The sequence below is a fragment of the Cyclobacterium lianum genome (genome assembly GCF_900143075.1).
Taxonomy (GTDB): domain Bacteria; phylum Bacteroidota; class Bacteroidia; order Cytophagales; family Cyclobacteriaceae; genus Cyclobacterium; species Cyclobacterium lianum.
Genome location: NZ_FRCY01000002.1, coordinates 510,425 through 533,143, shown reverse-complemented (window position 1 = coordinate 533,143; position 22,719 = coordinate 510,425). Strand labels below are relative to the sequence as shown.

19 protein-coding genes are annotated in these 22,719 nt (G+C 42.8%); 12 read left to right on the top strand and 7 right to left on the bottom strand.

Going from position 1 to position 22,719, the window contains the following annotated elements; all coding sequences use genetic code 11:
* Positions 1-64: 64 nt before the first annotated feature.
* The 3 genes from BUB19_RS04915 to BUB19_RS04905 form a co-directional block, all read right to left on the bottom strand.
* Positions 65-1,081, bottom strand: coding sequence for a DUF4421 domain-containing protein (locus BUB19_RS04915; RefSeq protein WP_073092970.1), 1,017 nt, complete (start codon positions 1,079-1,081; stop codon positions 65-67).
* A gap of 625 nt (positions 1,082-1,706) precedes the next feature.
* The gene (locus tag BUB19_RS04910; RefSeq protein WP_073092966.1) at positions 1,707-2,417 is read right to left on the bottom strand and encodes a glycosyltransferase; all 711 of its coding nucleotides are present in this window, start codon (positions 2,415-2,417) and stop codon (positions 1,707-1,709) included.
* 45 nt (positions 2,418-2,462) lie between these two features.
* Positions 2,463-3,665 (bottom strand): pyridoxal phosphate-dependent aminotransferase, encoded by a 1,203-nt coding sequence (locus BUB19_RS04905; protein WP_073092961.1) that lies wholly within the window; start codon positions 3,663-3,665, stop codon positions 2,463-2,465.
* A gap of 237 nt (positions 3,666-3,902) precedes the next feature.
* Here BUB19_RS04905 and BUB19_RS04900 point away from each other — a divergent pair, with 237 nt between their 5' ends.
* Positions 3,903-4,754 (top strand): toxin-antitoxin system YwqK family antitoxin, encoded by an 852-nt coding sequence (locus BUB19_RS04900; RefSeq protein ID WP_073092955.1) that lies wholly within the window; start codon positions 3,903-3,905, stop codon positions 4,752-4,754.
* Here BUB19_RS04900 and BUB19_RS04895 read toward each other — a convergent pair whose 3' ends face one another.
* Positions 4,755-5,111 (bottom strand): YraN family protein, encoded by a 357-nt coding sequence (locus BUB19_RS04895; protein WP_073092949.1) that lies wholly within the window; start codon positions 5,109-5,111, stop codon positions 4,755-4,757.
* Between the two features lie 41 nt (positions 5,112-5,152).
* Here BUB19_RS04895 and lipB point away from each other — a divergent pair, with 41 nt between their 5' ends.
* From lipB to BUB19_RS04870, 5 genes are all read left to right on the top strand, one after another.
* Positions 5,153-5,899, top strand: coding sequence for a lipoyl(octanoyl) transferase LipB (gene lipB / locus BUB19_RS04890; RefSeq protein WP_073092943.1), 747 nt, complete (start codon positions 5,153-5,155; stop codon positions 5,897-5,899).
* 127 nt (positions 5,900-6,026) lie between these two features.
* Entirely contained in the window at positions 6,027-6,776 is a 750-nt protein-coding gene (locus BUB19_RS04885) for a 3'-5' exonuclease (protein ID WP_073092936.1), read from the top strand.
* A gap of 43 nt (positions 6,777-6,819) precedes the next feature.
* The gene (rnr, locus tag BUB19_RS04880) at positions 6,820-8,997 is read left to right on the top strand and encodes a ribonuclease R (RefSeq protein ID WP_073092929.1); all 2,178 of its coding nucleotides are present in this window, start codon (positions 6,820-6,822) and stop codon (positions 8,995-8,997) included.
* The gene (locus BUB19_RS04875) at positions 8,987-9,973 is read left to right on the top strand and encodes a polyprenyl synthetase family protein (protein WP_073092926.1); all 987 of its coding nucleotides are present in this window, start codon (positions 8,987-8,989) and stop codon (positions 9,971-9,973) included. Before rnr ends, BUB19_RS04875 begins: the two co-directional genes overlap by 11 nt.
* A gap of 7 nt (positions 9,974-9,980) precedes the next feature.
* Positions 9,981-10,610: a rhomboid family intramembrane serine protease gene (locus BUB19_RS04870; protein WP_073092924.1), complete on the top strand. Its 630-nt coding sequence runs from the start codon at positions 9,981-9,983 to the stop codon at positions 10,608-10,610.
* A gap of 20 nt (positions 10,611-10,630) precedes the next feature.
* Here the strand turns inward: BUB19_RS04870 and BUB19_RS04865 are convergent, their stop codons facing one another.
* The 3 genes from BUB19_RS04865 to rplU form a co-directional block, all read right to left on the bottom strand.
* Positions 10,631-10,942 (bottom strand): HPF/RaiA family ribosome-associated protein, encoded by a 312-nt coding sequence (locus tag BUB19_RS04865; RefSeq protein WP_073092921.1) that lies wholly within the window; start codon positions 10,940-10,942, stop codon positions 10,631-10,633.
* Positions 10,943-11,080: 138 nt separating this feature from the next.
* On the bottom strand, positions 11,081-11,341 hold the full coding sequence (gene rpmA, locus BUB19_RS04860) for a 50S ribosomal protein L27 (RefSeq protein ID WP_073092918.1): 261 nt from the start codon (positions 11,339-11,341) through the stop codon (positions 11,081-11,083).
* A gap of 32 nt (positions 11,342-11,373) precedes the next feature.
* The gene (rplU, locus tag BUB19_RS04855; protein ID WP_073092915.1) at positions 11,374-11,685 is read right to left on the bottom strand and encodes a 50S ribosomal protein L21; all 312 of its coding nucleotides are present in this window, start codon (positions 11,683-11,685) and stop codon (positions 11,374-11,376) included.
* 575 nt (positions 11,686-12,260) lie between these two features.
* On the opposite strand from rplU, the gene BUB19_RS04850 reads away from it, so the two are divergent.
* The 6 genes from BUB19_RS04850 to BUB19_RS04825 all read left to right on the top strand — a co-directional run bounded on the left by BUB19_RS04850 (position 12,261) and on the right by BUB19_RS04825 (position 22,310).
* Positions 12,261-13,247 (top strand): ribonucleotide-diphosphate reductase subunit beta, encoded by a 987-nt coding sequence (locus tag BUB19_RS04850; protein WP_073092912.1) that lies wholly within the window; start codon positions 12,261-12,263, stop codon positions 13,245-13,247.
* A gap of 33 nt (positions 13,248-13,280) precedes the next feature.
* Positions 13,281-15,674: a ribonucleoside-diphosphate reductase subunit alpha gene (locus BUB19_RS04845; protein ID WP_073092909.1), complete on the top strand. Its 2,394-nt coding sequence runs from the start codon at positions 13,281-13,283 to the stop codon at positions 15,672-15,674.
* A gap of 296 nt (positions 15,675-15,970) precedes the next feature.
* The gene (gene katG / locus BUB19_RS04840; RefSeq protein WP_073092906.1) at positions 15,971-18,214 is read left to right on the top strand and encodes a catalase/peroxidase HPI; all 2,244 of its coding nucleotides are present in this window, start codon (positions 15,971-15,973) and stop codon (positions 18,212-18,214) included.
* Between the two features lie 1,185 nt (positions 18,215-19,399).
* Positions 19,400-21,265: an asparagine synthase (glutamine-hydrolyzing) gene (gene asnB, locus BUB19_RS04835; protein WP_073092903.1), complete on the top strand. Its 1,866-nt coding sequence runs from the start codon at positions 19,400-19,402 to the stop codon at positions 21,263-21,265.
* 77 nt (positions 21,266-21,342) lie between these two features.
* Positions 21,343-21,819, top strand: coding sequence for a PssD/Cps14F family polysaccharide biosynthesis glycosyltransferase (pssD, locus tag BUB19_RS04830; protein WP_073092901.1), 477 nt, complete (start codon positions 21,343-21,345; stop codon positions 21,817-21,819).
* 11 nt (positions 21,820-21,830) lie between these two features.
* Positions 21,831-22,310, top strand: a complete 480-nt coding sequence (locus tag BUB19_RS04825) for a glycosyltransferase (protein WP_073092898.1) — start codon at positions 21,831-21,833, stop codon at positions 22,308-22,310.
* The last annotated feature ends 409 nt before the right edge of the window (positions 22,311-22,719 follow it).

Sequence of the window (22,719 nt, the reverse complement as noted above, 5' to 3'; positions counted from 1 at the left end):
CCACAAAACCAAAATGGAATTGGCCAGATTCAATACGGGGGCAGAATGAGCAGCTGTACGGCTGTCAGCGACCGAGTATATGGTCCTTGAGCTCATCTACCCAGCTAAGTCTGCGGGCAAGTCTTGGTCCGGGACTAAAGCGGTAAATGATGTTTAAACGGTAGTTGCCTGTACCTGCATTTACTTTATAACCCGCCACAGGCGCAATATTTACCTGATTATAAACATAATTGATATTTACTGACCAGTTTTTAGAGTTGTATCCGGTAAACCCTCTGAGGAATAAATTGGGGCGCAGGCCCCACTTGATTTCTTGGCCCACTGGCTGGAATTCCATGACCGTTCTCCCCAATGCAAGGCTTGATGTAGCGGATAAAGTGATAAAAAAGTGGCGCATAATGATCAGTGAATGTGCATAGCCAATATTGGGACCAAACTCAAGAAATTTGATTTGATCGAAAAAAATGCCCTGTTCTGCCGGAGGCAGAATGCCATTCTGATTGCGCACCTGTCCACCGTAGATTTCAAATCCTGCCAATAGGGAACCAGCGGATTTTTGCTGCCATTCATTTTGAAGGAATGCAGCCCGATAAGAAAATTTGTCGCCATTAAACAAATACTGAACAGAAGTACCTACTTTCCTCATTTTCATGGAGGGAAATACAATAGGACCATCCCTCCCGGAGAGGTTGTCTGGTCGGCGTAGAAAATACCCATTATAAAACTGTCCAAAAAGGTCAATCACCAGGTTATTAGGGTAGGCGTGGGCCTGTAAATCCAGATAACTGGATTCTCCTCTCCCTCTTTCCGGATTCAGGAAACCAAACCCCGTAGCCAGATTCAATGTGAGGTTCTGATAGGTGAGTCCAACACCCATATTTAAAGTAGAGTTGGGCATGTACAAATATTTCCTGTCTTCATTTTGGAGGCCCATCCCGGTGTATTTTCTGGAAAAATAAAATCTGCCCGTAAGTTTTTCCGGGTAAGCCTCATAAAAGGGAAGGCTATCAGCTTCCTGACGTCCCGTAGCGTTGGCAGCGAAAAAAAAACAAAAGTAAAATAAAGGCAAATAAAATCTCATGCACTTGTTTTATCAGGATGCATTTTAACATCAGATTTTCGCAAAGAGGAGGTTAGTAAAAATGATTTCGAAATAACCTCCTTTTTAAGTATAAGAAAAAGACAAGTACAAAAAGTTGCTTAATCACCCATAACAAAGGTAATCAAATTTATGGAAATAAAACAAAATTTCATTCTTTGTATTTTTCTTTATTATAAAGAAATAATTACAATGGTGCGCGCGGTGTCAGATCCTTTTGCCTGCCATCGTTGCACTGCTGTTTTATAGAAATAATCCAAAGTTTTCCTCACCCCACAAATATGATAAGATTTATCGGCTTAAAAGTGATTTAAATTATATTTTATAGTTGCTTTGTTAAACAATATCAATTTCTAGACCTCATTTTTGTAAAGATATTACTTTAACAATCAAGAAGTTGACACCGAATACAATAGGGGTGTTATCCATCAGTCCGTTTTTCAGAGGAGGGCATTATAAAATGATTCTTTAAATAATTATATTTACAAGATCACAAAATGTTGCTACTCGATGGTAATAGCGTATTCTATGGCACCTATAGGTAGCTCTTAAAAACTTGAAATATGAGATATGGGATTTTTCATACTACAAACAAACTGTAAAAAAGTTAAATCTTATCTTTTCCGGAAAACCATTTTTTAAAATAATACAGAATCGGATTTTTATATTTTAACTGTTTCCATGGGCGACTACCATGGGGATTGTGCTGCACCGGAAGGTTCATGAGCACATGGTTGTCAAAGCCCAATTCCAGTGATTTTCTGCTGATGTGGGTATCGTACCAATCCCGGCTTTTATCAAGCTGACTGAAATCGTATTTTTTGAGAAAATCTTTGCTAATCAGCGTACAGCAGAAACTGAGACTCCTATCCGTTTTTACCGAAGCTTTGCTGCTATATTTTTTAAATTTGAGGTAGGGAAAATTGATATTTCCATCCTTGTCGTGCGTGATTGCACCTACCATCCCGATGCGCGGATTGGATTGAGCAAATAGCAACAGTTGCTGTAAGGTATTGGGCTGTACGGTTACATCAGACTCGACGATGATCAAGGGTACATCTGCCTCAATGGCTTTTTTTTGAGAAAACTGCAAGACTGTTTTGTAGTTGGGTGATGGGTTAGAGGTCAAATCCTCCAGATGTACCAGTTCGAACCCCAGTTTTGATTGCGCATCTTCCAATCCCCTTTTGGTGTGGGGTGTAGAGTAATCATTGAACACCCAATATGAAAAATTTCCCCGGGATTCAAATATCGCACCAATGGTGTCCAAAGTGGAAACAAGGGAATTCTTTACGGGTGTGACGACAATTGCCTGCATGATTTTACCAAAAAAGCCCTGGAAAATTCCAGGGCTATATTGTTGTTATTTTACGTTCTCCAGCGCATTTTTTATGCGTTTCAATGCTTCCTTCAATTCTTCCTCGGAAGCGGCATAGGACAACCTGACGGAATTCGGCGCACCAAACGCCTCACCGGTGACCAAAGAGACATGGGCCTCATTCAGCAGGTAGAGACAGAAATCACCAGCCGTATTGATCTTAAAGTCACCAGCAGATTTACCGAAAAAGGAAGATACGTCCGGAAAGAAATAAAATGCACCTTCAGGAACGTGGGTTTTGATCCCCGGTATATCCCTAAGCAATTCCAAAACCAGATCTCTCCGCTTCAGATAAGCTGCTGCCATTTCCTGCGAGGGTGTTTGATCACCGGTAAGCCCTGCCAGTGCCGCTCTCTGTGCAATACCTGTACCTCCGGAAGTAAATTGTCCCTGAATTTTTTCGCAAGCTTTGGCAATGGGAAGTGGAGCGCAAATGTACCCTACCCTCCATCCTGTCATGGCATAACCTTTAGAAAAACCGTTGACCGTGATGGTCCGCTCAAACATTCCCGGAAAGGAGGCAATGCTTGCCTGCTGACCGGTAAAGTTGATCAATTCGTATATTTCATCTGCTATCACCACCAGGTCCTCTTTGGATTTCACCACCTCTGCGATGGCTTTCAATTCCTCCTTGCTGAATACCGATCCGGAAGGATTGCAAGGCGAAGAATATATTACCGCCTTGGTTTTATCGGTTATGGCCGCTTTAAGTTGTTCTGCGGTAGCTTTAAAATTGTTTTCCAGGTTTCCCTCAATCAATACAGGTACGCCACCAGCCAATTTTATGATTTCAGAATAGGATACCCAGTATGGCGAAAAGATCACCACTTCATCTCCTTCGTTGATCAGACACATAAAAACATTGGCAATCGAATGCTTAGCGCCGGTAGAAACTACGATGTTTTCAGCCTTCGCTTCGGAAATATGATTTTGTTCCCTTAACTTTTTGGCGATGGCCTCCCGAAGATCCTGATACCCTGCTACAGGGGGGTAGGAAAAATATTTGCCCTCATCAATGGCCGACTTGGCTGCCTCCTGGATATGTTTCGGGGTTTTGAAGTCCGGCTCTCCAAGGCTCAACCCAATAATGTCAATACCCTGATTTTTCAATTCTCTGGCAGTTTTTGCCATGGCCAGCGTAGCTGACTCTTCCATATTGTTGATGCGATCAGATAGAATGGAATTCATGTATGGTCTTTTTTGTTTGACAATCAGAAACGTATGCGTTTATTTTGTACCGCAGCCCGAAAAAAGGCGGGGTAGCGCACCCAGTTTTTTTTTAGTTTGCAAAATTAACCATAATGCCAATCTTTCCTAAATCTTTGAAGAGTTTTGAAAGTCGCTTTGACTGAAAACACCAGAAGGAATTTTGCTGCTGCAAGGTTTATAAAAAAATAAAGTGAGAATAGAAACGTTTTACAATCCATGAGAAAATACTTAGCGCTGCTTCCCGCACTTGTATGGATCTCCGTCGGGCAGGGCCAGGCACAGGAGGAAGAGAGTATCAGCGATCCGGACTCTTCAGGTGTAGTTAATAACCGGCTACTACCTACTTCTACCCCGGTACTGCTTTTTTCTGATGCTGAAGATGATTTGAAAGAGGAGAAAAAATCGAAAAAGAAAAAGCGTAAGAAAAACGTATATTTCGGAGAACGGACAAAGAAAACGCTGATCAAAAGCAGCTTCAGGGACCAGGTCACTTACCAGGTGTTTCATTTTACCCTCACCAAAAAGGAGCCTGACCCTTACATTCGCGACATTTACTGGTATGATTCGAAAAATAAGGCTGTAAAAAAATCCGGGTACAATCCCTCGCGGGGATACCTGCTGCACGGGCCTTACGAGAGGCGCATCGGCGAGCAGGTCGTAGAGACCGGCATGTATTATTATGGCACCAAACACGGACGCTGGATGACGTTTGACGGGAAAAACATCCTTCAGGACAAGCGCCATTATGATGAGGGCTGGCCCAAGGATTCCCGGATTACCTATTACAACAGAGGAGAAAGGAAAATCGAAAAACTTACGCCCATAGAGTACGAATTGGAAGAAGGTAATTTTTATCATTTTTACCCCGATGGTCAGGTGGCCGTCACCGGAGAGTACAGCTATGGAGAAAAAGTAGGTTTATGGACGGAATACTGGCCCACCGAAACTGAAAAAACCGTAAAAAAGCGGGAAATCCAATACCAGTCAGAAGCCTTCACCAATGGCTATAAACCCTATATTCGCGCTGAATGGGATAAAGAGGGTAACTTGATATACCGACACAATTAATCAGTAAAATGCATCTTCAAAATGCCTGAAGGCAATATGGCCCCGCCGGTCCCTGTACACACCCACAATGTCAAAACGGATATCCTGGTGCCAGTCTTTGGCAAAAATATAGTGGTCAGCTGCCCGGATGATCAGTTGTCTTTTTCTATAATCTACAAATTCTTCTGCATAGCCATAACCCGTCCCGCTGCGAAACTTGACTTCTACAAAGATCATAATTCCATTGTGCGTCATGATCAGGTCAATTTCGGCATGTTTGTAACGGTAGTTGGCCTCCACAAAGGCATACCCCTTCGTTTCTAACCAGCTCTTTGCGAGTTGTTCAGCCTCTTTGCCCAGATCGTTGTGCACAGCCATATGGTAATATTGTTTATATTTGAAAAAATTAAAGCGGAAAGGTGAATCAATTTATCAATAAAAAAGTATATTTTAAAGATTTGGGAAGAAAAGATTACCGCGAGACATGGGACCTGCAGGAGCAGCTTTTTGCCGATACCGTTTCAATTAAAATCAACAACAGAAATGTCCCCCCTCATTCCCAGCAGCAGACACCAAATTACCTGCTTTTTGTAGAACATCCTCACGTATATACACTTGGGAAAAGCGGCAAACCCGAAAACCTGCTTCTTGATAACGCCGGATTAGAGAGGGTCGGAGCAAGTTATTACCCCATCAATCGCGGGGGAGACATCACCTACCACGGTCCGGGCCAGCTTGTAGGATACCCGGTGTTGGATCTGGACAATTTTTTTACGGATATACACAAGTACCTGAGGTTTTTAGAGGAGGCCATCATCGCCACACTGGAAGAATATGATATAGCCGCCGGGAGAATTGAAGGACTTACCGGTGTATGGATAGATCATATTCATCAACGGCATCCCAGAAAGATTTGTGCTTTGGGTGTAAAATCCAGTCGGTGGGTCACCATGCATGGATTTGCTTTCAATCTAAATACCGATACCAATTACTTCGGTCATATTGTGCCCTGTGGGATCAGTGACAAGGCAGTCACCTCCCTGCATCTCGAGCTCGGCCATCCGGTGGAGGAAGCAGAGGTAAAACAAAAGGTAAAATCGCATCTGGCCAGGCTTTTTGAAATGAAATTGGAGGAGAATTATCAGATGCCGGAAAAAAATATTTGAAAAGCGCGTTTGCTGAGGCTTCGCGAATTAATTTTTTGATAAAAAGTTTATCTTTGTAGAGAAGGTAGCACGTAAAATAGCTGATATGCCTGGCAAAGCGTGAAACCAGGACATTGACCTATAGCTTATGGCCAATTTTTTTGAACAACTGAACGAGATTCTTTTTTTGGACCTGGAGACCATATCCGGAGCTGAAAATCTGGAAGCATTATCTCCGAGAATGCAGGAAGAGTGGCGGAAGAAATCGCTGCAATTTCAGCAGCAGGAGGATCGGGACCTTGCCGCGCTTTACTTCGAAAAGGCAGGGATCTATGCAGAATTTGGCAGGATTATCTGTATAGGAGTTGGATATTTTACCTATATCAGGACGGAAGATCAGCTTCAATACCGAACCAAATCATTTTACGGTGAAACCGAGCACGAATTACTTTTGGCTTTCCGGGATTTGCTATGCAAAAAGGACTGGATCATCTGTGCCCACAATGGCAGGGAATTTGACATCCCCTACCTTTGCCGAAGAATGCTGGTCAACAAAATTCCCTTACCTGATGTTTTGCAATTGGCAGGAAAGCGTCCATGGGAAATACGGCACCTTGACACACTTGAACTCTGGAAATTCGGCGATTACAAACATTACACCAGACTGGACCTGCTGGCAGCGATATTTAACATCCCTAGTTCCAAGGAAGGGATAGACGGGAGCATGGTAAATACGGTGTACTATAAAGACAAGGATCTGGAAAATATCCGCAGGTATTGCCTGAGGGATGTAGAGGTCACTGCCAGGATTTACCTTGCCTATCAGGGACTGCCTGGAGACCTCGAATTTGACATCATCAATCTGGACGAAGCAGCGCCGGAGGACGCCGGAGAATGATTTCAAATTATTATGATTACCTTTAAAAGATTAAAAAATTTTTATGGGAAGAAACTCAGGAAGAAAAAACTCAAGATTTAAAAATAAAGGGGACAAATCCTCGGATCTGTCACGTTTAAAACACCAGTTGACACAGTTTTTTGACAGCAATTTCGGAGAGGAATTTGCTGAAAAACAACTTATTAAAAAATTATCCCTCAGGGATGCAGCGACCAAACGGTTGTTGTCAGAGGGGCTGCAAGAACTTTTGGCAGCAGGGAAGATTTCTAAAAATCCCAGAAACCTGTATTCCTCCGCGGCAGATCCGGATTTTATCACAGGTGAAGTAGATTATGTGAATGCGCGTTTTGCGTTTATCATCCCAGAAGATCAGGAGAAAAAGGAAAATGACATCATGGTAAAAGAGGCCAACCTGAAAACGGCCCTGGATGGAGACATAGTTAGAATTATGGTGTTGCCCCAAAGAGGTAAAGGCGGCAAACGAGAGGGGAAGGTGCTTGAGATAATTGAACGCTGCAGGGACGAATTTGTGGGAAGGGTCGAAATATCTCCCCGTTTCGCTTTTGTCGTACCTGATTTCAAAAAAATGCATCAGGATATCTTTGTAAAGAAATCAGACCTGGCAGGGGCGCAACATAACCAGAAAGTCGTGGTCAAACTTACCGACTGGAAGGAAGGAGACAAAAGCCCGACAGGCACCATCATCAGGGTATTGGGTGAAGCCGGTGACCATGAGGTGGAAATACATTCCATCATGGCTGAATTCGGGCTTCCGTTTGAATATCCGGACGAGGCCATCGCTGAGGCGGATGCCATATCCGAAAAGATCCCTTCACAGGAATTGGAAAAGAGAAGAGACTACAGGGCTGTGAGCACCTTTACGATAGATCCGGCTGATGCCAAGGATTTTGATGACGCCATTTCCTTCCGCTACCTGGACAACGGGAACATGGAAATTGGGGTGCACATCGCAGACGTAAGTCACTATGTAAAGCCCAAAACCCTGATGGAAAAAGAAGCTTACGACAGGGCTACTTCCGTTTACCTGGTAGACAGGACGATACCTATGCTGCCGGAAAGACTAAGTAACGGGCTGTGTTCACTCCGTCCCAATGAGGATAAGCTGACCTTTTCCTGCGTATTCGAAATGGACGAGCAGGCTCAGGTCAAAGGTTTCTGGATTGGTCGCACAGCGATCCATTCAGACCGCAGGTTTAGCTATGAGGAGGCGCAGGAAAATATGGACAACGGAGATGGAGATTTTGCATCCGAACTGATAAAAATCAATGATCTTGCGCACAAACTCAGAAAAGAGAGATTCAAAAAAGGAGCGATCAATTTTGAAACGGTTGAAGTTAAGTTTCGGCTGGATGAAGCCGGGACGCCGGTGGGGCTCATTATTAAGGAACGCAAAGACGTTCACAAATTGATTGAAGAGTTTATGCTATTGGCCAACAAGACGGTAGCTCAATTTATCTTCGATAAAAATAAAGGTAAGAGCACCTTTGTATACCGGACCCATGATTACCCGGATCTGGAGAAACTTACTACTTTTGCCAATTTTGCCCGGAAATTTGGTCATGACATGCAAATTACGGACGAAAAAAAGGTGTCACGCAGCCTGAACCAACTGATGGATGAAATCGCCGGTAAACCAGAGCAGAATGTGTTGGAACAACTGGCCATCCGGAGCATGGCTAAAGCCAAGTATACCACGGAACCAAAGTTGCACTTTGGACTGGCCTTCGCCCATTACACTCACTTTACCTCCCCCATCAGGCGATATCCCGATCTGATGGTGCATCGACTCCTGCAGCACTATCTTGATGGGGGGAAACCACCGGAAAATCAGGCCTGGGAAGAGAAGTGCCTCCATTCTTCGGAAAGAGAAAAGCGGGCTTCAGATGCCGAGAGAGCTAGCATCAAGTACAAGCAGGTGGAATACATGAAACTGGCGGAGGTGAAAGATTATGATGGAATCGTTACCGGGGTGACCGAGTGGGGCGTATTCGTCGAAATTACCGAGACCAAATGTGAAGGCATGGTCAGGCTTCAGGACATGACGGATGATTATTACGATTTTGATGAAAAAAACATGCGGCTGGTCGGCTCCAGAAATAAAAAGATGATCACCCTTGGAGACAAGGTAAAAGTCAGGGTTACCCGTACGGATATAGACAGGAGAACCATAGATTTGGAATTTGTATACGATGATAAATGAACCGCAACTCGAGGCAATCAGGGATTCTCTGCGAAAACATATCCTCGACCTCAACTTTGAAGGGCAACCCAAAGAACTGTATGATCCGATCAGCTACCTGATGCAATTGGGGGGGAAGCGCATACGGCCACTTTTGGCCCTGCTGTCCTACGGCCTGTTTAAAGAGGATTACCAGAAGATACTTACACCAGCCGCGGCGGTTGAGGTTTTTCACAATTTCACGCTCATGCATGATGACATCATGGACAATGCTCCCTTACGCAGGGGCAAAGCCACCGTTCATGAAAAATGGAACGAAAATACGGCCATTCTTTCCGGAGATGTCATGCTGGTAAAGGCTTATGAGATGCTGCTGGATGTGGATGCTGATAAACTGCAGCAAGCGCTGAAATTATTCAGCAAAACAGCGGCAGAAGTTTGCGAAGGACAGCAACTGGACATGAATTTTGAAAGCCTGGGTCAGGTTTCAGAAAAGGAGTACCTGCACATGATCCGCCTGAAAACTGCTGTACTATTGGGGTTTTCCCTGCAGCTGGGAGCGGTGCTGGCTGGAGCAAGCGCATCAGATGCGCAGCATTTATATGATTTTGGTGTAAATATCGGCATTGGTTTTCAGCTAAAGGACGACCTGCTTGACGTCTATGCCGATAAGGAAAAGTTTGGCAAACAGGTCGGTGGTGATATCCTGGCCAACAAGAAAACCTACCTGTTGATCAAGGCAATTGAATTGGCTGGTGGAAAAGAAAAGGCGGAACTCGAAAAATGGCTGTCGGCTGAAGATTTCGAACCGACAGAAAAAGTACAGGCCGTGACGGCGATTTACGATCAGCTTCAGGTCAAAGAAAAAACAATGGCACTTATGGCTGATTTTTTTGAAAGGGGATTTAATCAATTGGCAGATATAAAGGTCGAAAGGCCTGAGGGATTGAAAATGTTGTGGCACCTGACCCACAATCTGGCTAATCGGGAAAATTGAGAATGCTATGGAGTTAAGCCTTACCCTGATCATCATTATCCTTACTTCCCTGATATCGTATTATGCCTGGAAAAACCCGGAGTTTATCGAACGCTGGCTCTTTTCGCCTTACATCATAAGTAGAAACGGTGACTACCTGAGATTTTTGCTTTCTGGGTTTATCCATAAAGACGGGACTCACCTGTTGTTCAACATGTTTACCTTTTATTTTTTCGGAACTGTGGTGGAGCAATACATGTATTACGCGTTTGGCCCCGAGGCAGGACTGCTGGCCTTTCTGGCGTTTTATCTGCTGGCCATAGTGATAGCAGATATCCCCACATACCTGAAAGAAAAAAATAACCCCTCCTACCATGCACTAGGCGCCTCCGGCGGGACCTCCGCTACGGTGTTTGCGAGCATAATATTGATGCCACTATCAGATATTTGTATATTCGGGATCTTTTGCCTGCCTGGTTTTATCCTTGGTATGCTATTCCTGGCCTATGCCTATTATAAGGGAAAACTGGCCAATGACAATATCAACCACGACGCCCATTTCTTCGGTGCCGTATTTGGCATCGCCGTCATATTGCTGATCTCGCCCCAAAATGCGATCTATTTCTGGGAGGAAATAAAAAGCTTCAGTCTTTTTTAAAGACCAAAGCATTTTTAAAGTTATTGTCTTAATTTTTTTAGCTGTCTTACCAGCTTGTCTGTCACGTCTTTCAGCAGGGGAATCCAATGTTCACCTTTTTCCTCTGCAAAAACATCAGGTCCTGGTATGCCCACACGCATACCGACCACACTTACCGCTGTCCCACCGGAGCCTTCGGTTTTGAAATAAACGTCAACAGCGTTGATATCATGCGTAAACTTCGACAATTTGTCAATGGCAGATCGGATTTCCTGCTGTGTACTTTCGTTAATATCGAGGTGTACGGACTGTACATCAATCTTTATTCCTTTATAGTTTTCTGTGTAATTCATAGGGGTAACAAAATTTCAGCTACTTGAGGGAAGCCGTATGTAATTGAAACAAGTAAAATAATGGGCTGATAAGTCATCAAAACAGAAAAAGGCCTTTAAGAGTATAAAGGCCTTTTTCTGTTTTCTCTTGAAAAGGAGTTATGCTTCGGCTGGCAATACACTTACATATGACTTGCCATCGTGCTTTTTCCTGAAAGCTACCTTTCCGGGTACCAAAGCAAATATAGTATGGTCTTTGCCCAAACCAACATTGTCACCGGGATGGTGCTTTGTGCCGCGTTGCCTCACGATGATGTTACCGGCAATTACGGATTCACCTCCAAATTTTTTTATACCGAGCCGCTTACTTTCCGACTCTCTACCGTTTCTGGAACTACCTACACCTTTTTTATGTGCCATAACTTGTTTTTTTAGTGCTTCCTTGCGGAAACTTACAATACAATATCTTCTATTAGAATTTTCGTAAACTGCTGTCGGTGACCGTTTTTCTTTTTGTAACCCTTTCTTCTTTTCTTTTTGAAGACAATCACCTTATCGCCTTTGACATGATCAAGAATCTTTCCTGATACCTTTGCCCCGTCCAACAGTGGAGCGCCTACCGATATAGTACCGTTGTCGTCTGCCAACAGTACCTGATCGAATTCTACGGAAGCGTCAACTTCGCCCTGCATTTTTGGTGCAAAGACATGCTGATCTTTTGTTACTTTGAACTGCTTACCGGAAATGTTAACTATTGCGTACATAATGGTTTGATATATTACAATTATCAAAATGAGGTGCAAATATAGAGAAAATCCAGGAATACTTAAAATAAATTTCCATTATAAATGGTCTGTTCTTTGTGTACGGCGGTGGGTATAGTGGCCTTTTCCCATCAAAAGCAGCTTTTTGGCAGCCATATTCATTTTTGCGGTGATAAAAATAAAATTAATGCTCCATCTCATTGGTAATCAACCCTGTAAAAATGGGGTAGATTTTTTTCAGTTGACCGAGAGTCAAAAAAATAGGACAAAAGGCACTATTCTCGACGAACTGAAAATTTTTAAAAAAACTTCGATCCCCAAATAAAGCCATTAGTGATTAAAGTAATACTATTATTAAATCTAATTAAAATATTGAAAAACAGTTATATAAAATGTATTGACTATGAGTCAAAAAAATGAGTTTTGATACCTTTTTCAGCTTTTCTTTTCCGATTTTCTTGGCCATATTTGTTAAGGGTTTGTTACCGATACATGACCTGACCTCAAACCGGTAACGAGCAGTGGTGTAAATACCTTGCAAAGAATATACATTTCAAAAGATTAAACCAATTTAAATAATGAAGCCAGAACCTATTTTAGAACAGGGAGACAACAGTCGTTTTGTATTATTTCCTATTCAGCACGACGATATCTGGGAGTTTTACAAAAAGGCTGAGGCTAGTTTTTGGACAGCAGAAGAGATTGATTTGGGACAGGATCTCAATGATTGGAAAAATTTAAGTGACGGGGAGAGACATTTTATTTCTCATGTCCTGGCATTTTTTGCTGCCAGTGATGGGATTGTCAATGAAAACCTGGCCGAGCATTTTGTGTCTGAAGTACAATATACAGAGGCGAAGTTTTTCTATGGATTTCAGATAGCCATGGAAAATATTCACAGCGAAACCTACAGCCTGCTGATTGATACTTATATTAAAAACGCTGCCGAAAGGGAGCGGTTACTCAATGCGATAGAACACCTGGATTGCGTCAAGAAAAAGGCTGAGTGGGCATTGAGGTGGATTGACAATGGAAGTTTCCATGAAAGACTTATCGCATTTGCTGCCGTAGAAGGCATTTTCTTCTCGGGTTCTTTTTGTTCTATATTCTGGCTGAAAAAGAGGGGATTGATGCCAGGTTTGACTTTTTCCAATGAGTTGATTTCCCGGGATGAAGGGTTGCATTGTGATTTTGCTTGTCATTTGTACACCGATCACGTGATTAACAAATTGCCGGAGGAAACCATCACCGGCATTATCAAGGATGCCGTAGAGATTGAAAAAGAGTTTGTCACTGATGCCTTACCGGTGAGGCTGATCGGTATGAATGCCACATTGATGTGTCAGTATATAGAGTTTGTAGCCGACAGGTTGCTACAGGAATTGGGATGTGCCAAAGTTTGGAACAGCACCAATCCATTTGATTTCATGGACATGATTTCCCTTCAGGGGAAAACCAATTTCTTTGAGAAAAGGGTTGGTGATTATCAGAAAGCGGGCGTAATGAAAAACAGGGATGCCGCCAGCGGTCCGGGGAAATTTTCCGTTGAAGAAGACTTTTAAGCATTTTTTAACCACCTTAATAACTGTGTAAGTATGTTAGTAATTAAAAGAGATGGCCGAAGAGAATCTGTAAGATTTGACAAAATCACCACAAGAATTGAAAATCTTTGCTATGGATTGGATGCCCGGTACATCCAGCCGATCGACGTAGCCAAAAAAGTAATTGACGGTCTGTATGATGGGGTCACCACGGCTGAATTGGATAACCTGGCGGCAGAAGTCTGTGCTTCATTGACGGTAAAGCATCCGGAATACGCAATTCTGGCGGCCAGAATTGCCATTTCAAACCTTCACAAAACGACCAGCCAGTCTTTTTCTAATACCATGAAGAGGTTGTATACTTATATCAACCCCAAAACAGATGAAAATGCGGCGTTGATCGCTCCGGATGTGTATGGCATCGTAAAAAAACATGCTGCCAAGCTGGATGAGGTAATCGATTACAGTCGGGATTTCGACTATGACTTTTTTGGGTTCAAAACTCTGGAGCGGAGCTACCTGATCAAGCTGGACGGCAAAGTAGTGGAACGTCCGCAGCACATGCTCATGCGTGTGGCCATAGGTATACACAAAGATGATGTAGATGCTGCTATAGAAACCTACCACCTGCTGTCTCAGAAGTGGTTTACCCACGCCACCCCTACACTGTTCAATGCTGGTACGCCAAAACCTCAATTGTCTTCATGTTTTCTCCTGACCATGAAAGATGACAGCATAGATGGCATCTACGACACGCTAAAGCAGTGTGCCAAAATATCCCAGTCGGCCGGAGGAATCGGTCTTTCCATTCATAATGTGCGGGCCAAGGGCTCTTATATAAGAGGTACCAACGGGGTTTCCAATGGCATTGTGCCCATGTTGAGAAATTTTGACATGACCGCCAGGTATGTAGACCAGGGAGGAGGAAAAAGAAAAGGAAGTTTTGCGATCTATCTGGAACCCTGGCATGCAGATATCAAGGATTTTCTGGATCTGAAGAAAAACCATGGAAAGGATGAGCTTAGGGCGAGGGACCTGTTTTATGCCGTCTGGGTATCTGACCTCTTCATGAAACGCGTAGAAGCCAACGAGGACTGGTCGCTGTTTTGTCCCCATGAGGCGCCCGGTTTGTCGGATTGTCATGGTGAGGAATTTGAACGGTTATATGAGAAATATGAAAAGGAAGGCAGGGCCAGAGAAATAGTGAAAGCTCAGGAGCTTTGGTTTGAAATCCTGGAATCCCAGATAGAAACCGGCACGCCCTATATTTTGTATAAGGATGCCGCTAATGGTAAATCCAACCAGAAAAACCTGGGTACCATTAAATCGTCTAACCTTTGCACAGAGATCATTGAGTATACCTCCCCCGATGAGGTAGCTGTTTGCAACCTGGCATCTATAGCGCTACCTAAATTTGTAATGACCACAAAGGAGGGCAAAAAGTACTTTGACCATCAGAAACTTTATGAGGTCACCAAAGTGGTGACCCGAAACCTGAATAAGGTGATTGATGTCAACTACTATCCGGTGCCGGAAGCCCGGAAGTCCAACTTCAGGCACCGGCCTGTAGGTCTGGGCATACAGGGGCTGGCAGATGCCTTTATCTTGCTGCGGATGCCATTTGATTCTGATGAAGCCAGAGGACTCAACGAGGATATCTTTGAGACCATGTATTTTGCTGCTATGGAAACTTCCATGGAATTGGCCAAAACCAATGGAACCTACGAAACCTATGAGGGATCACCGGTGTCGCAGGGATTGTTTCAGTTTGATCTTTGGGGAGTAAAGCCAAAATCAGGCAGGTGGAACTGGCAGGAGTTGAAACAAAAGGTGGACAAATACGGTATCCGCAACTCCTTGCTGCTGGCACCAATGCCCACGGCCTCAACCTCTCAGATCCTGGGCAACAACGAATGCTTTGAACCCTATACTTCAAACATATATACCCGAAGGACACTATCAGGGGAGTTTGTAGTGGTCAACAAACACCTCATGAAGGATCTCATCCGACTGGGATTATGGAATGATACCATGAAAAACAGGCTGATCGCAGCAAATGGTTCTGTACAGCAGATACCTGAAATTCCACAAAACCTAAAGGATTTGTATAAAACGGTATGGGAGATATCCCAAAAGGTGATCATTGACATGGCTGCAGACCGGGGGGCATATATCTGCCAATCGCAAAGTATGAATCTTTTCCTTCAAGAACCGAATTTTGGGAAATTGACTTCCATGCATTTTTACGCCTGGAAAAAAGGATTGAAAACCGGCATTTATTACCTGAGATCTAAGGCCGCCAGCAGTGCCATACAATTTACAGTGGACAAATCACAATTGGCGGGTAAAGCCAGTCAGGAAGAAGATCCTGCTCATAAGAAAACCCATCAAGATGCTATTGCCTGTTCTCTGGACAATCCGGATGATTGCGAAATGTGCGGTAGCTAGGCCAGGCTACTGATTCTTAAAATTGGAAAAGCGGTTGTTCAAGGGGAACAGCCGCTTTTTTTTTGTCCGGTAACCTGAGGTCTTTTCATTTATTGACCTGAATTCGATTTTAGTTGACGCCTTTTTACTTAATCTTTACCGACTTTAAATCAGACAGGAAGAAAAAGTTTTGTCTGGATCCGGACATAGATAACTGATGAGAGTCATAGATTTTTTCAATCGAAAAAAAAATTACATAAATAAAAAAATTTGTACCTTGTTGCAAGCAAAGGAAATCAATAAATCTATTCTTAATTATGGAAAACAACTCAAACCCAAATGCAAAACTATCCGATCTCAATGAGAGTATGGCAAAATGCCCCTTTCATGGAGGTGCGCTGAAACAGACTGCCGGTGGTGGAACAAGAAACAGGGATTGGTGGCCCAATCAGTTGAAATTAAACATACTCCGGCAACATTCCTCGCTTTCTAACCCCATGGGCGAGGATTTTGATTATGCGGCAGCCTTCAACTCTCTCGATCTGGCCGAAGTGAAAAAGGATCTGGAAGAGGTATTGACTACGTCTCAGGAATGGTGGCCGGCAGATTACGGGCATTACGGTCCATTCATTATTCGCATGGCCTGGCACAGTGCAGGTACCTATCGGATTTCTGACGGACGTGGTGGCGGAGGAACCGGCACACAGCGCTTTGCTCCATTAAACAGCTGGCCCGACAATGCCAACCTGGACAAGGCCCGGCTATTGCTCTGGCCTGTCAAACAGAAATATGGAAAGAACCTTTCCTGGGCAGATCTGATGATTTTGGCCGGAAACGTAGCGCTTGAATCCATGGGCTTCAAAACCTATGGTTTTGCGGGAGGTCGGGAAGACGTATGGGAGCCGGAAGAAGATGTATACTGGGGCTCTGAAGCCGAATGGCTTGGCGACAAGCGGTATACCGGTGACCGGGAATTGGAAAATCCCCTTGGGGCCGTTCAGATGGGTCTTATCTATGTAAATCCGGAGGGTCCCAATGGTAAGCCTGACCCGGTAGCGGCTGCTCGCGACATCAGAGAGACCTTTGGCCGGATGGCCATGAACGATTATGAAACCGTGGCATTGATAGCCGGTGGGCATACATTTGGCAAAACCCATGGAGCAGGAGATCCTACCAAATACGTAGGTCCAGAACCCGCTGCCGCCGGAATAGAGGAGATGGGCCTTGGTTGGAAGACGACCCTTGGCTCGGGTAACGGCAACAATACCATTACCAGTGGACTGGAGGGTGCCTGGACGACCACGCCTACCAAGTGGAGTAATAATTTCTTCGAAAACCTTTTTGGGTACGAGTGGGAACTTTATAAAAGTCCGGCTGGAGCCAATCAGTGGAGGCCAAAAGATGGTGCTGGTGCAGGGACCGTACCAGATCCTCACGATCCTTCCAGGAGTCATGCGCCCTTTATGCTGACCACGGATCTGGCTTTGCGCATGGATCCTGAATATGAAAAGATCTCCAGGCATTTTTACGAAAATCCTGAGGAATTCGCTGATGCATTTGCAAAGGCCTGGTTTAAGCTTACACACAGGGATATGGGGCCACGAGCCCGTTATTTGGGTCCGGAAGTGCCTCAGGAAGACCTGATATGGCAGGATCCGGTGCCGGCGGTCGACCACGAGTTGGTCGATGGCAACGATATTGCCAACCTAAAGAAAAGAATTTTGGATACCGGGTTATCCGTGTCTGAACTTGTAGGTACAGCCTGGGCATCAGCGTCCACTTTCCGCGGCTCTGATAAAAGAGGCGGGGCGAATGGGGCCCGAATCCGCCTCGCACCCCAGAATAACTGGGAAGTAAACAATCCAAAACAGTTGAAAAAAGTGTTGGATAGGCTGGAGGGTGTTCAAGAGACTTTCAACGGCTCTCAATCAGGGAACAAGAAAGTGTCACTTGCCGACCTGATTGTGCTGGGGGGCTGTGCAGGCATAGAGCAGGCAGCTAAGGCGGCCGGCCATGAGGTTACTGTACCTTTCAGTCCAGGCCGTACAGATGCCAGCCAGGAGCAGACAGATGTAGAATCCTTCGCTATTTTAGAGCCTTCAGCAGATGGTTTCCGAAATTACCAACAGGAGGTCCATAAGGTTGCTGCTGAGGAAATGTTGGTAGACCGTTCTCAGCTCATGACACTGACTGCGCCCGAAATGACGGCATTGGTCGGTGGTATGCGGGTGCTGGATACCAACTTTGATGGCAGTAAACATGGGGTATTTACTCAAAAGCCAGGTACCCTCACCAATGACTTTTTCGTCAACCTATTGGACATGGGGGTAAGTTGGAAAGCTGCAGATGACTCGGACAAGGTTTTTGAGGGCAGAGACCGCAAAACCGGAGCCGTCAAATGGACCGGGACGCGGGTAGATCTGATCTTTGGTTCCAATTCAGAATTGCGGGCTATAGCCGAAGTGTATGGTTGCAGTGACGGCAGGGAAAAGTTTGTAAAGGACTTTGTAGCCGCCTGGGATAAGGTGATGAATCTTGATCGCTTTGAGCTGAAGAAGTAGTCAAAGCTATTTCAATAACTTACATAAGGGCTGCCCCAGGTAGGGGCAGCCTTTTTTTCTATTGTTATTGTCACAATTCTATCCCATTTGATTAGTTAAAAATTTGCAGGAAAATGTTTAACTCTGCGGTTCAAAGTTGTATGACTAATTATTTTTGTTTATGCCACTTGGGAAGCCGTGAGTTTTCACTTGCAAAAATCATTTTTTCTTGTAATCTGAGCAATGGATCGATCGGCTTAAGTAATAAGCGATGTTGGGAAATGCTCGAAAATTCACAGAAAAAAGGCTAGTCCAGCATTTACTGAAAGTACCGGTAATGGTACGAAGACAATGATTGCTGCCAGCTGTTCAAAAAATACGCCCTGGTTTTGATTACATTCCCGAAAGTTATGGTTAAAGCGGATCACCATATAAACCGGTACGAATTTCATCACAAACATAGATTAGCTAAGGGAATTCTCCTGGAGGCCAAAGCCAATACCTGAGTTTCTCGTCATTCTGATACCAGAGTATTTTTTTTGCCGACAGATGTGAATTTTGATAAATTTGCCATAAATTACAAACTTTAACTAAACATCAGAACACATTAAAAATAACCTGAATTAATAGCTGAATTCGGTCAAATCTGAGCATTTGACCCTATCCTTGAGTAATTTTAAAGTACTTAGGTGTTTATTTTAATATATTGGTTATTAAAAATTTCGAAATAACAATGCTAATCTATTGGTTTAGCTACTAAGGGATTTGAGGCAAAGTATTCAAAAATGGTATTTGCCTGTCGTTTTATTTTACTTTATCCAAAGAACTGATAATAGATGAAATACTAAATTTATTGGCTCCAATTTGGAAAGATGCCTATCAACCTAAAAATCAGAATAATGGGAAAGATATCTTAAATCAATATTATTTTTTTAAACAATATAAAAGTATGTGAATTTTCCCCTAAATCTGTTTTACTTTGAATATAGAGAATGCTACATAAAATTTATAAATTACGCTTTTAGCAAACTATCCCGGGTGAATGTTGCAAAATTAAAGCACATGTACCACCGTGCTGTAATCAGTCCATTTGGGAACCATAATTATTGGATTAAATGCATTAGTTAATATACATAAATATTTGTCAAATAGATTTTTGGTTTTATTTTGAAAAGGTAATGTTGATTATTTAAAACAGATGGTTTTATGTGTGGAATAGCAGGTACGATAAACAGTGAATTACAACCCGGGCATATTGATTTGATTCATCACAGAGGACCCGATGCCCGTGGACTTATTCAGACCAATTTAGGTCCACATAGTGTATACCTGGGCCATACTCGATTGACTATTTTAGAGCTTTCTGAGGCCGGAAGTCAGCCCATGTTTACAGATTGCGAAAAATATGGGATTGTATTTAATGGAGAAATATATAATCACGAAGAATTAAGAAATGAGCTCAATGGTATTTCCTTCAAGGGTCATTCTGATACTGAAACCATATTGTATTACCTTAGGGAATACGGTATAAACGGAGTTAAAAAATTCAACGGAATTTTTTCTTTCGCCTTTCTCGATAAAGTGCAAGAAAAATTATATCTCGTCCGAGATCAATTTGGGGTGAAGCCTCTTTATTATTTTAGCAAAGGGAATAAATTAATTTTCGGTTCTGAATTAAAAATAATAAAAAATAACAATGATTATACGAAGGAAATCGACGTTTCTGCACTAAATACTTATCTTAACTTAAATTTTAATCCCGCCCCACAAACATTATTCAAAGGTATTAAAAAGCTTGAGGCAGCCACCTATTTGGAATACAGTAGTGAGGGAAAGCTTAGCATTACTCAGTATTGGGATAAAAAGCAGAAAATTGATTACAGTATTACCCAGGAAGAGGCAGTTTCAGAATATAAAAGACTTATGGAGCAAGCAGTAAGGCGGCAGCTTCTTAGTGATGTGCCGGTTGGTTTACTGTTAAGTGGGGGGTTGGATTCTGCAGTACTAGGTTGCCTAATGGAAAGAAATTCATCCACGCCTATCAAAACGTTTACGGTAGGGTTTGAAGGTAAAGGGAACTTTAATGAATTGGATGATGCAAAGGAAACAGCCAAGTGGATAAACGCTGACCATCACGAGATTTCCCTGAATCAAAAAGACTATATCGATTATTACATCAATTCCTTTTACCATACGGAAGAACCCATAGCAGCCCCACCGGTTCCCGCATTGTACTATGTATCGAAATTGGCATCACAATCAGTCAAGGTGGTTTTAAGTGGACAGGGTGCCGATGAACCTATGGCCGGATACAACAGGTATAGAGGCGAGAAGCTTCTGGCCGACTATCAAAAAATGCTATCTTTATTGCCTTTATCTCTACTTTCAAAAGTTTTCCCAACCAATCACAAACTTGACAGGATGATCTATTCCTCCCAATTTAAAGAAGAATTGGAGCGCTTTGTCGGGATTTACACGCTTTTCACCCCCAGTATAAAGGAGGATTTATATCAGAATCAATGGCAGTACCTTATTCAGGAGGACCAACAAGGTATTTTCAAGAAGCTTTACGATCGTGCAGATCCATCTTCTCATTCATTATCGAAATTACTTTATATTGATACACACAGTTTACTGCCCGATCAACTCCTGCTGTTTAACGATAAAATAACCATGTCGAATTCGATCGAGAACAGGGTTCCTTTTCTGGACATTGACCTGGTTACCTTTATTGAAAGTCTGCCCATTGATATGAAATTGAACGGAAAGGTGACAAAATTTGTACTTCGCAAAGCGGCAGAACAATGGTTACCGGCATCAATTATCAACAGGAAAAAGAGAGCTTTTGAAACCCCAATTGGAGAGTGGTTTAAAAATGAACTAGCCGATACATTACTACAACTGGTGAAAGATTCAAATTCCTTCAGTCAACATTTTTTCAATATCAAATTTATTGAAAAAATGCTTTCGATGCATATATCTAAAAGGAAAGACTACTCCAAACATCTTTTCATGATCCTGTCGTTGGAACTGTGGTACAAAAATTTTTTTCTGAATAATGATATCCGCTAGTTTAGGTCGAACTATCCTGAAAAATATGACTTTTCACCTATTATATTCAATTGGAGGCGTTTAAATACTATCATAGCATGTATAATAAAAAAATTATTCTTATCTGTTCTGATGGGGGTCACCTCGCTCAGATCCTGGAGCTAGAGGAAATGTTTCTTCGTTATAATTATCTTATTGTTACAGAGGAGTCACCAGCAACCATATCTTTGAAAGACAAATACAATATCAGGTTTTTAAAGGGAAGGCCAAAGGGTCAAAATAGAAACCTTGCTTTCTTTTTCAGTCTGATTGCCAATACCTACTATTCGTTGAGGATTCTATTTGAGCACTACCCTAAGGCGATCATCACCACAGGAAGTCACACGGCGATTCCAATGTGTATATTGGGTAAAATAGCGAGGGTCAAAGTATTATGGATCCTTACTTACGCACGAATGAATTCACGAGCGCTATCAGCGGATATTATCTACCCAATAGCCGACAAATTCATTTTACAGTGGCCAGGGGTGCAAAAATATTATAAAAAGGGAATTTATATTGGAGGGATCTATTAGGTCAGAATATTATGATTATTGTATTGCTCGGAACTTTTCCTACTCCTTTTCAAAGACCATTGCTTGAGATCGACCGGCTTTGTAGAAATGGTATTATTCAGGAAAAAATCATTGTCCAGTGTGGCCATACCCGATTTGAATCGGAATTTTTAGATATGCGGCCTTTTATCCCACCTGCTGAGCTCACGGAGTTATATAAAGACGCCAGAATTGTAATATCACAGGCAGGAACAGGATCTTTGATTAAGGGATTGAAGTTAAGAAAAAAAATTATCTCTATTGCAAGAATAGCAAAATATGGGGAAGTAGTGGATGACCATCAGGAAGAAATTCTAAACGAATTTTCTAAACTAAATTATATTCTTCCATGGAGGGACGGAATGCCTTTAGAGGATGTTCTCGATAAGATTGATTCATTTGAACCTACGCCCTATGTTTCTACCAAACAAAAACTTATAGACTACCTGGAAGAGTATATTAACTCGATTTAGGGTTACTGCAGTTTTTTTAGAATATTCCATTGAAGTACTGACCATTAATCCGGCTTGCCTGCTTCATGCCCTTCAGCCCTACGTCCTCTACACAGAACATTGCCCGGTATCACTTTCTATTGGTAATGTGGCGTGGTTGTATTACTCATTCCAAATGCACAATACTCGCCTGGTAAAAGTATTCGTGGTCCTATCGTATTCCCCTTATCGTAAATCTGAGGAATCAGGCTTTTTTCCTTTGAATCGATTACACAGACCTGAAGTCGTTATTTCCCGGAAACCAATTCATTTTTGGCTTACTGAATTGAACAAACAAAAAATCAGTTTTTACCAAATTTTTGAACGAAGATTTATATGTTCCGGTTTGATTTTACCGCGGTTTTTATCGCAATCTGTTTCCAGGGGCGAA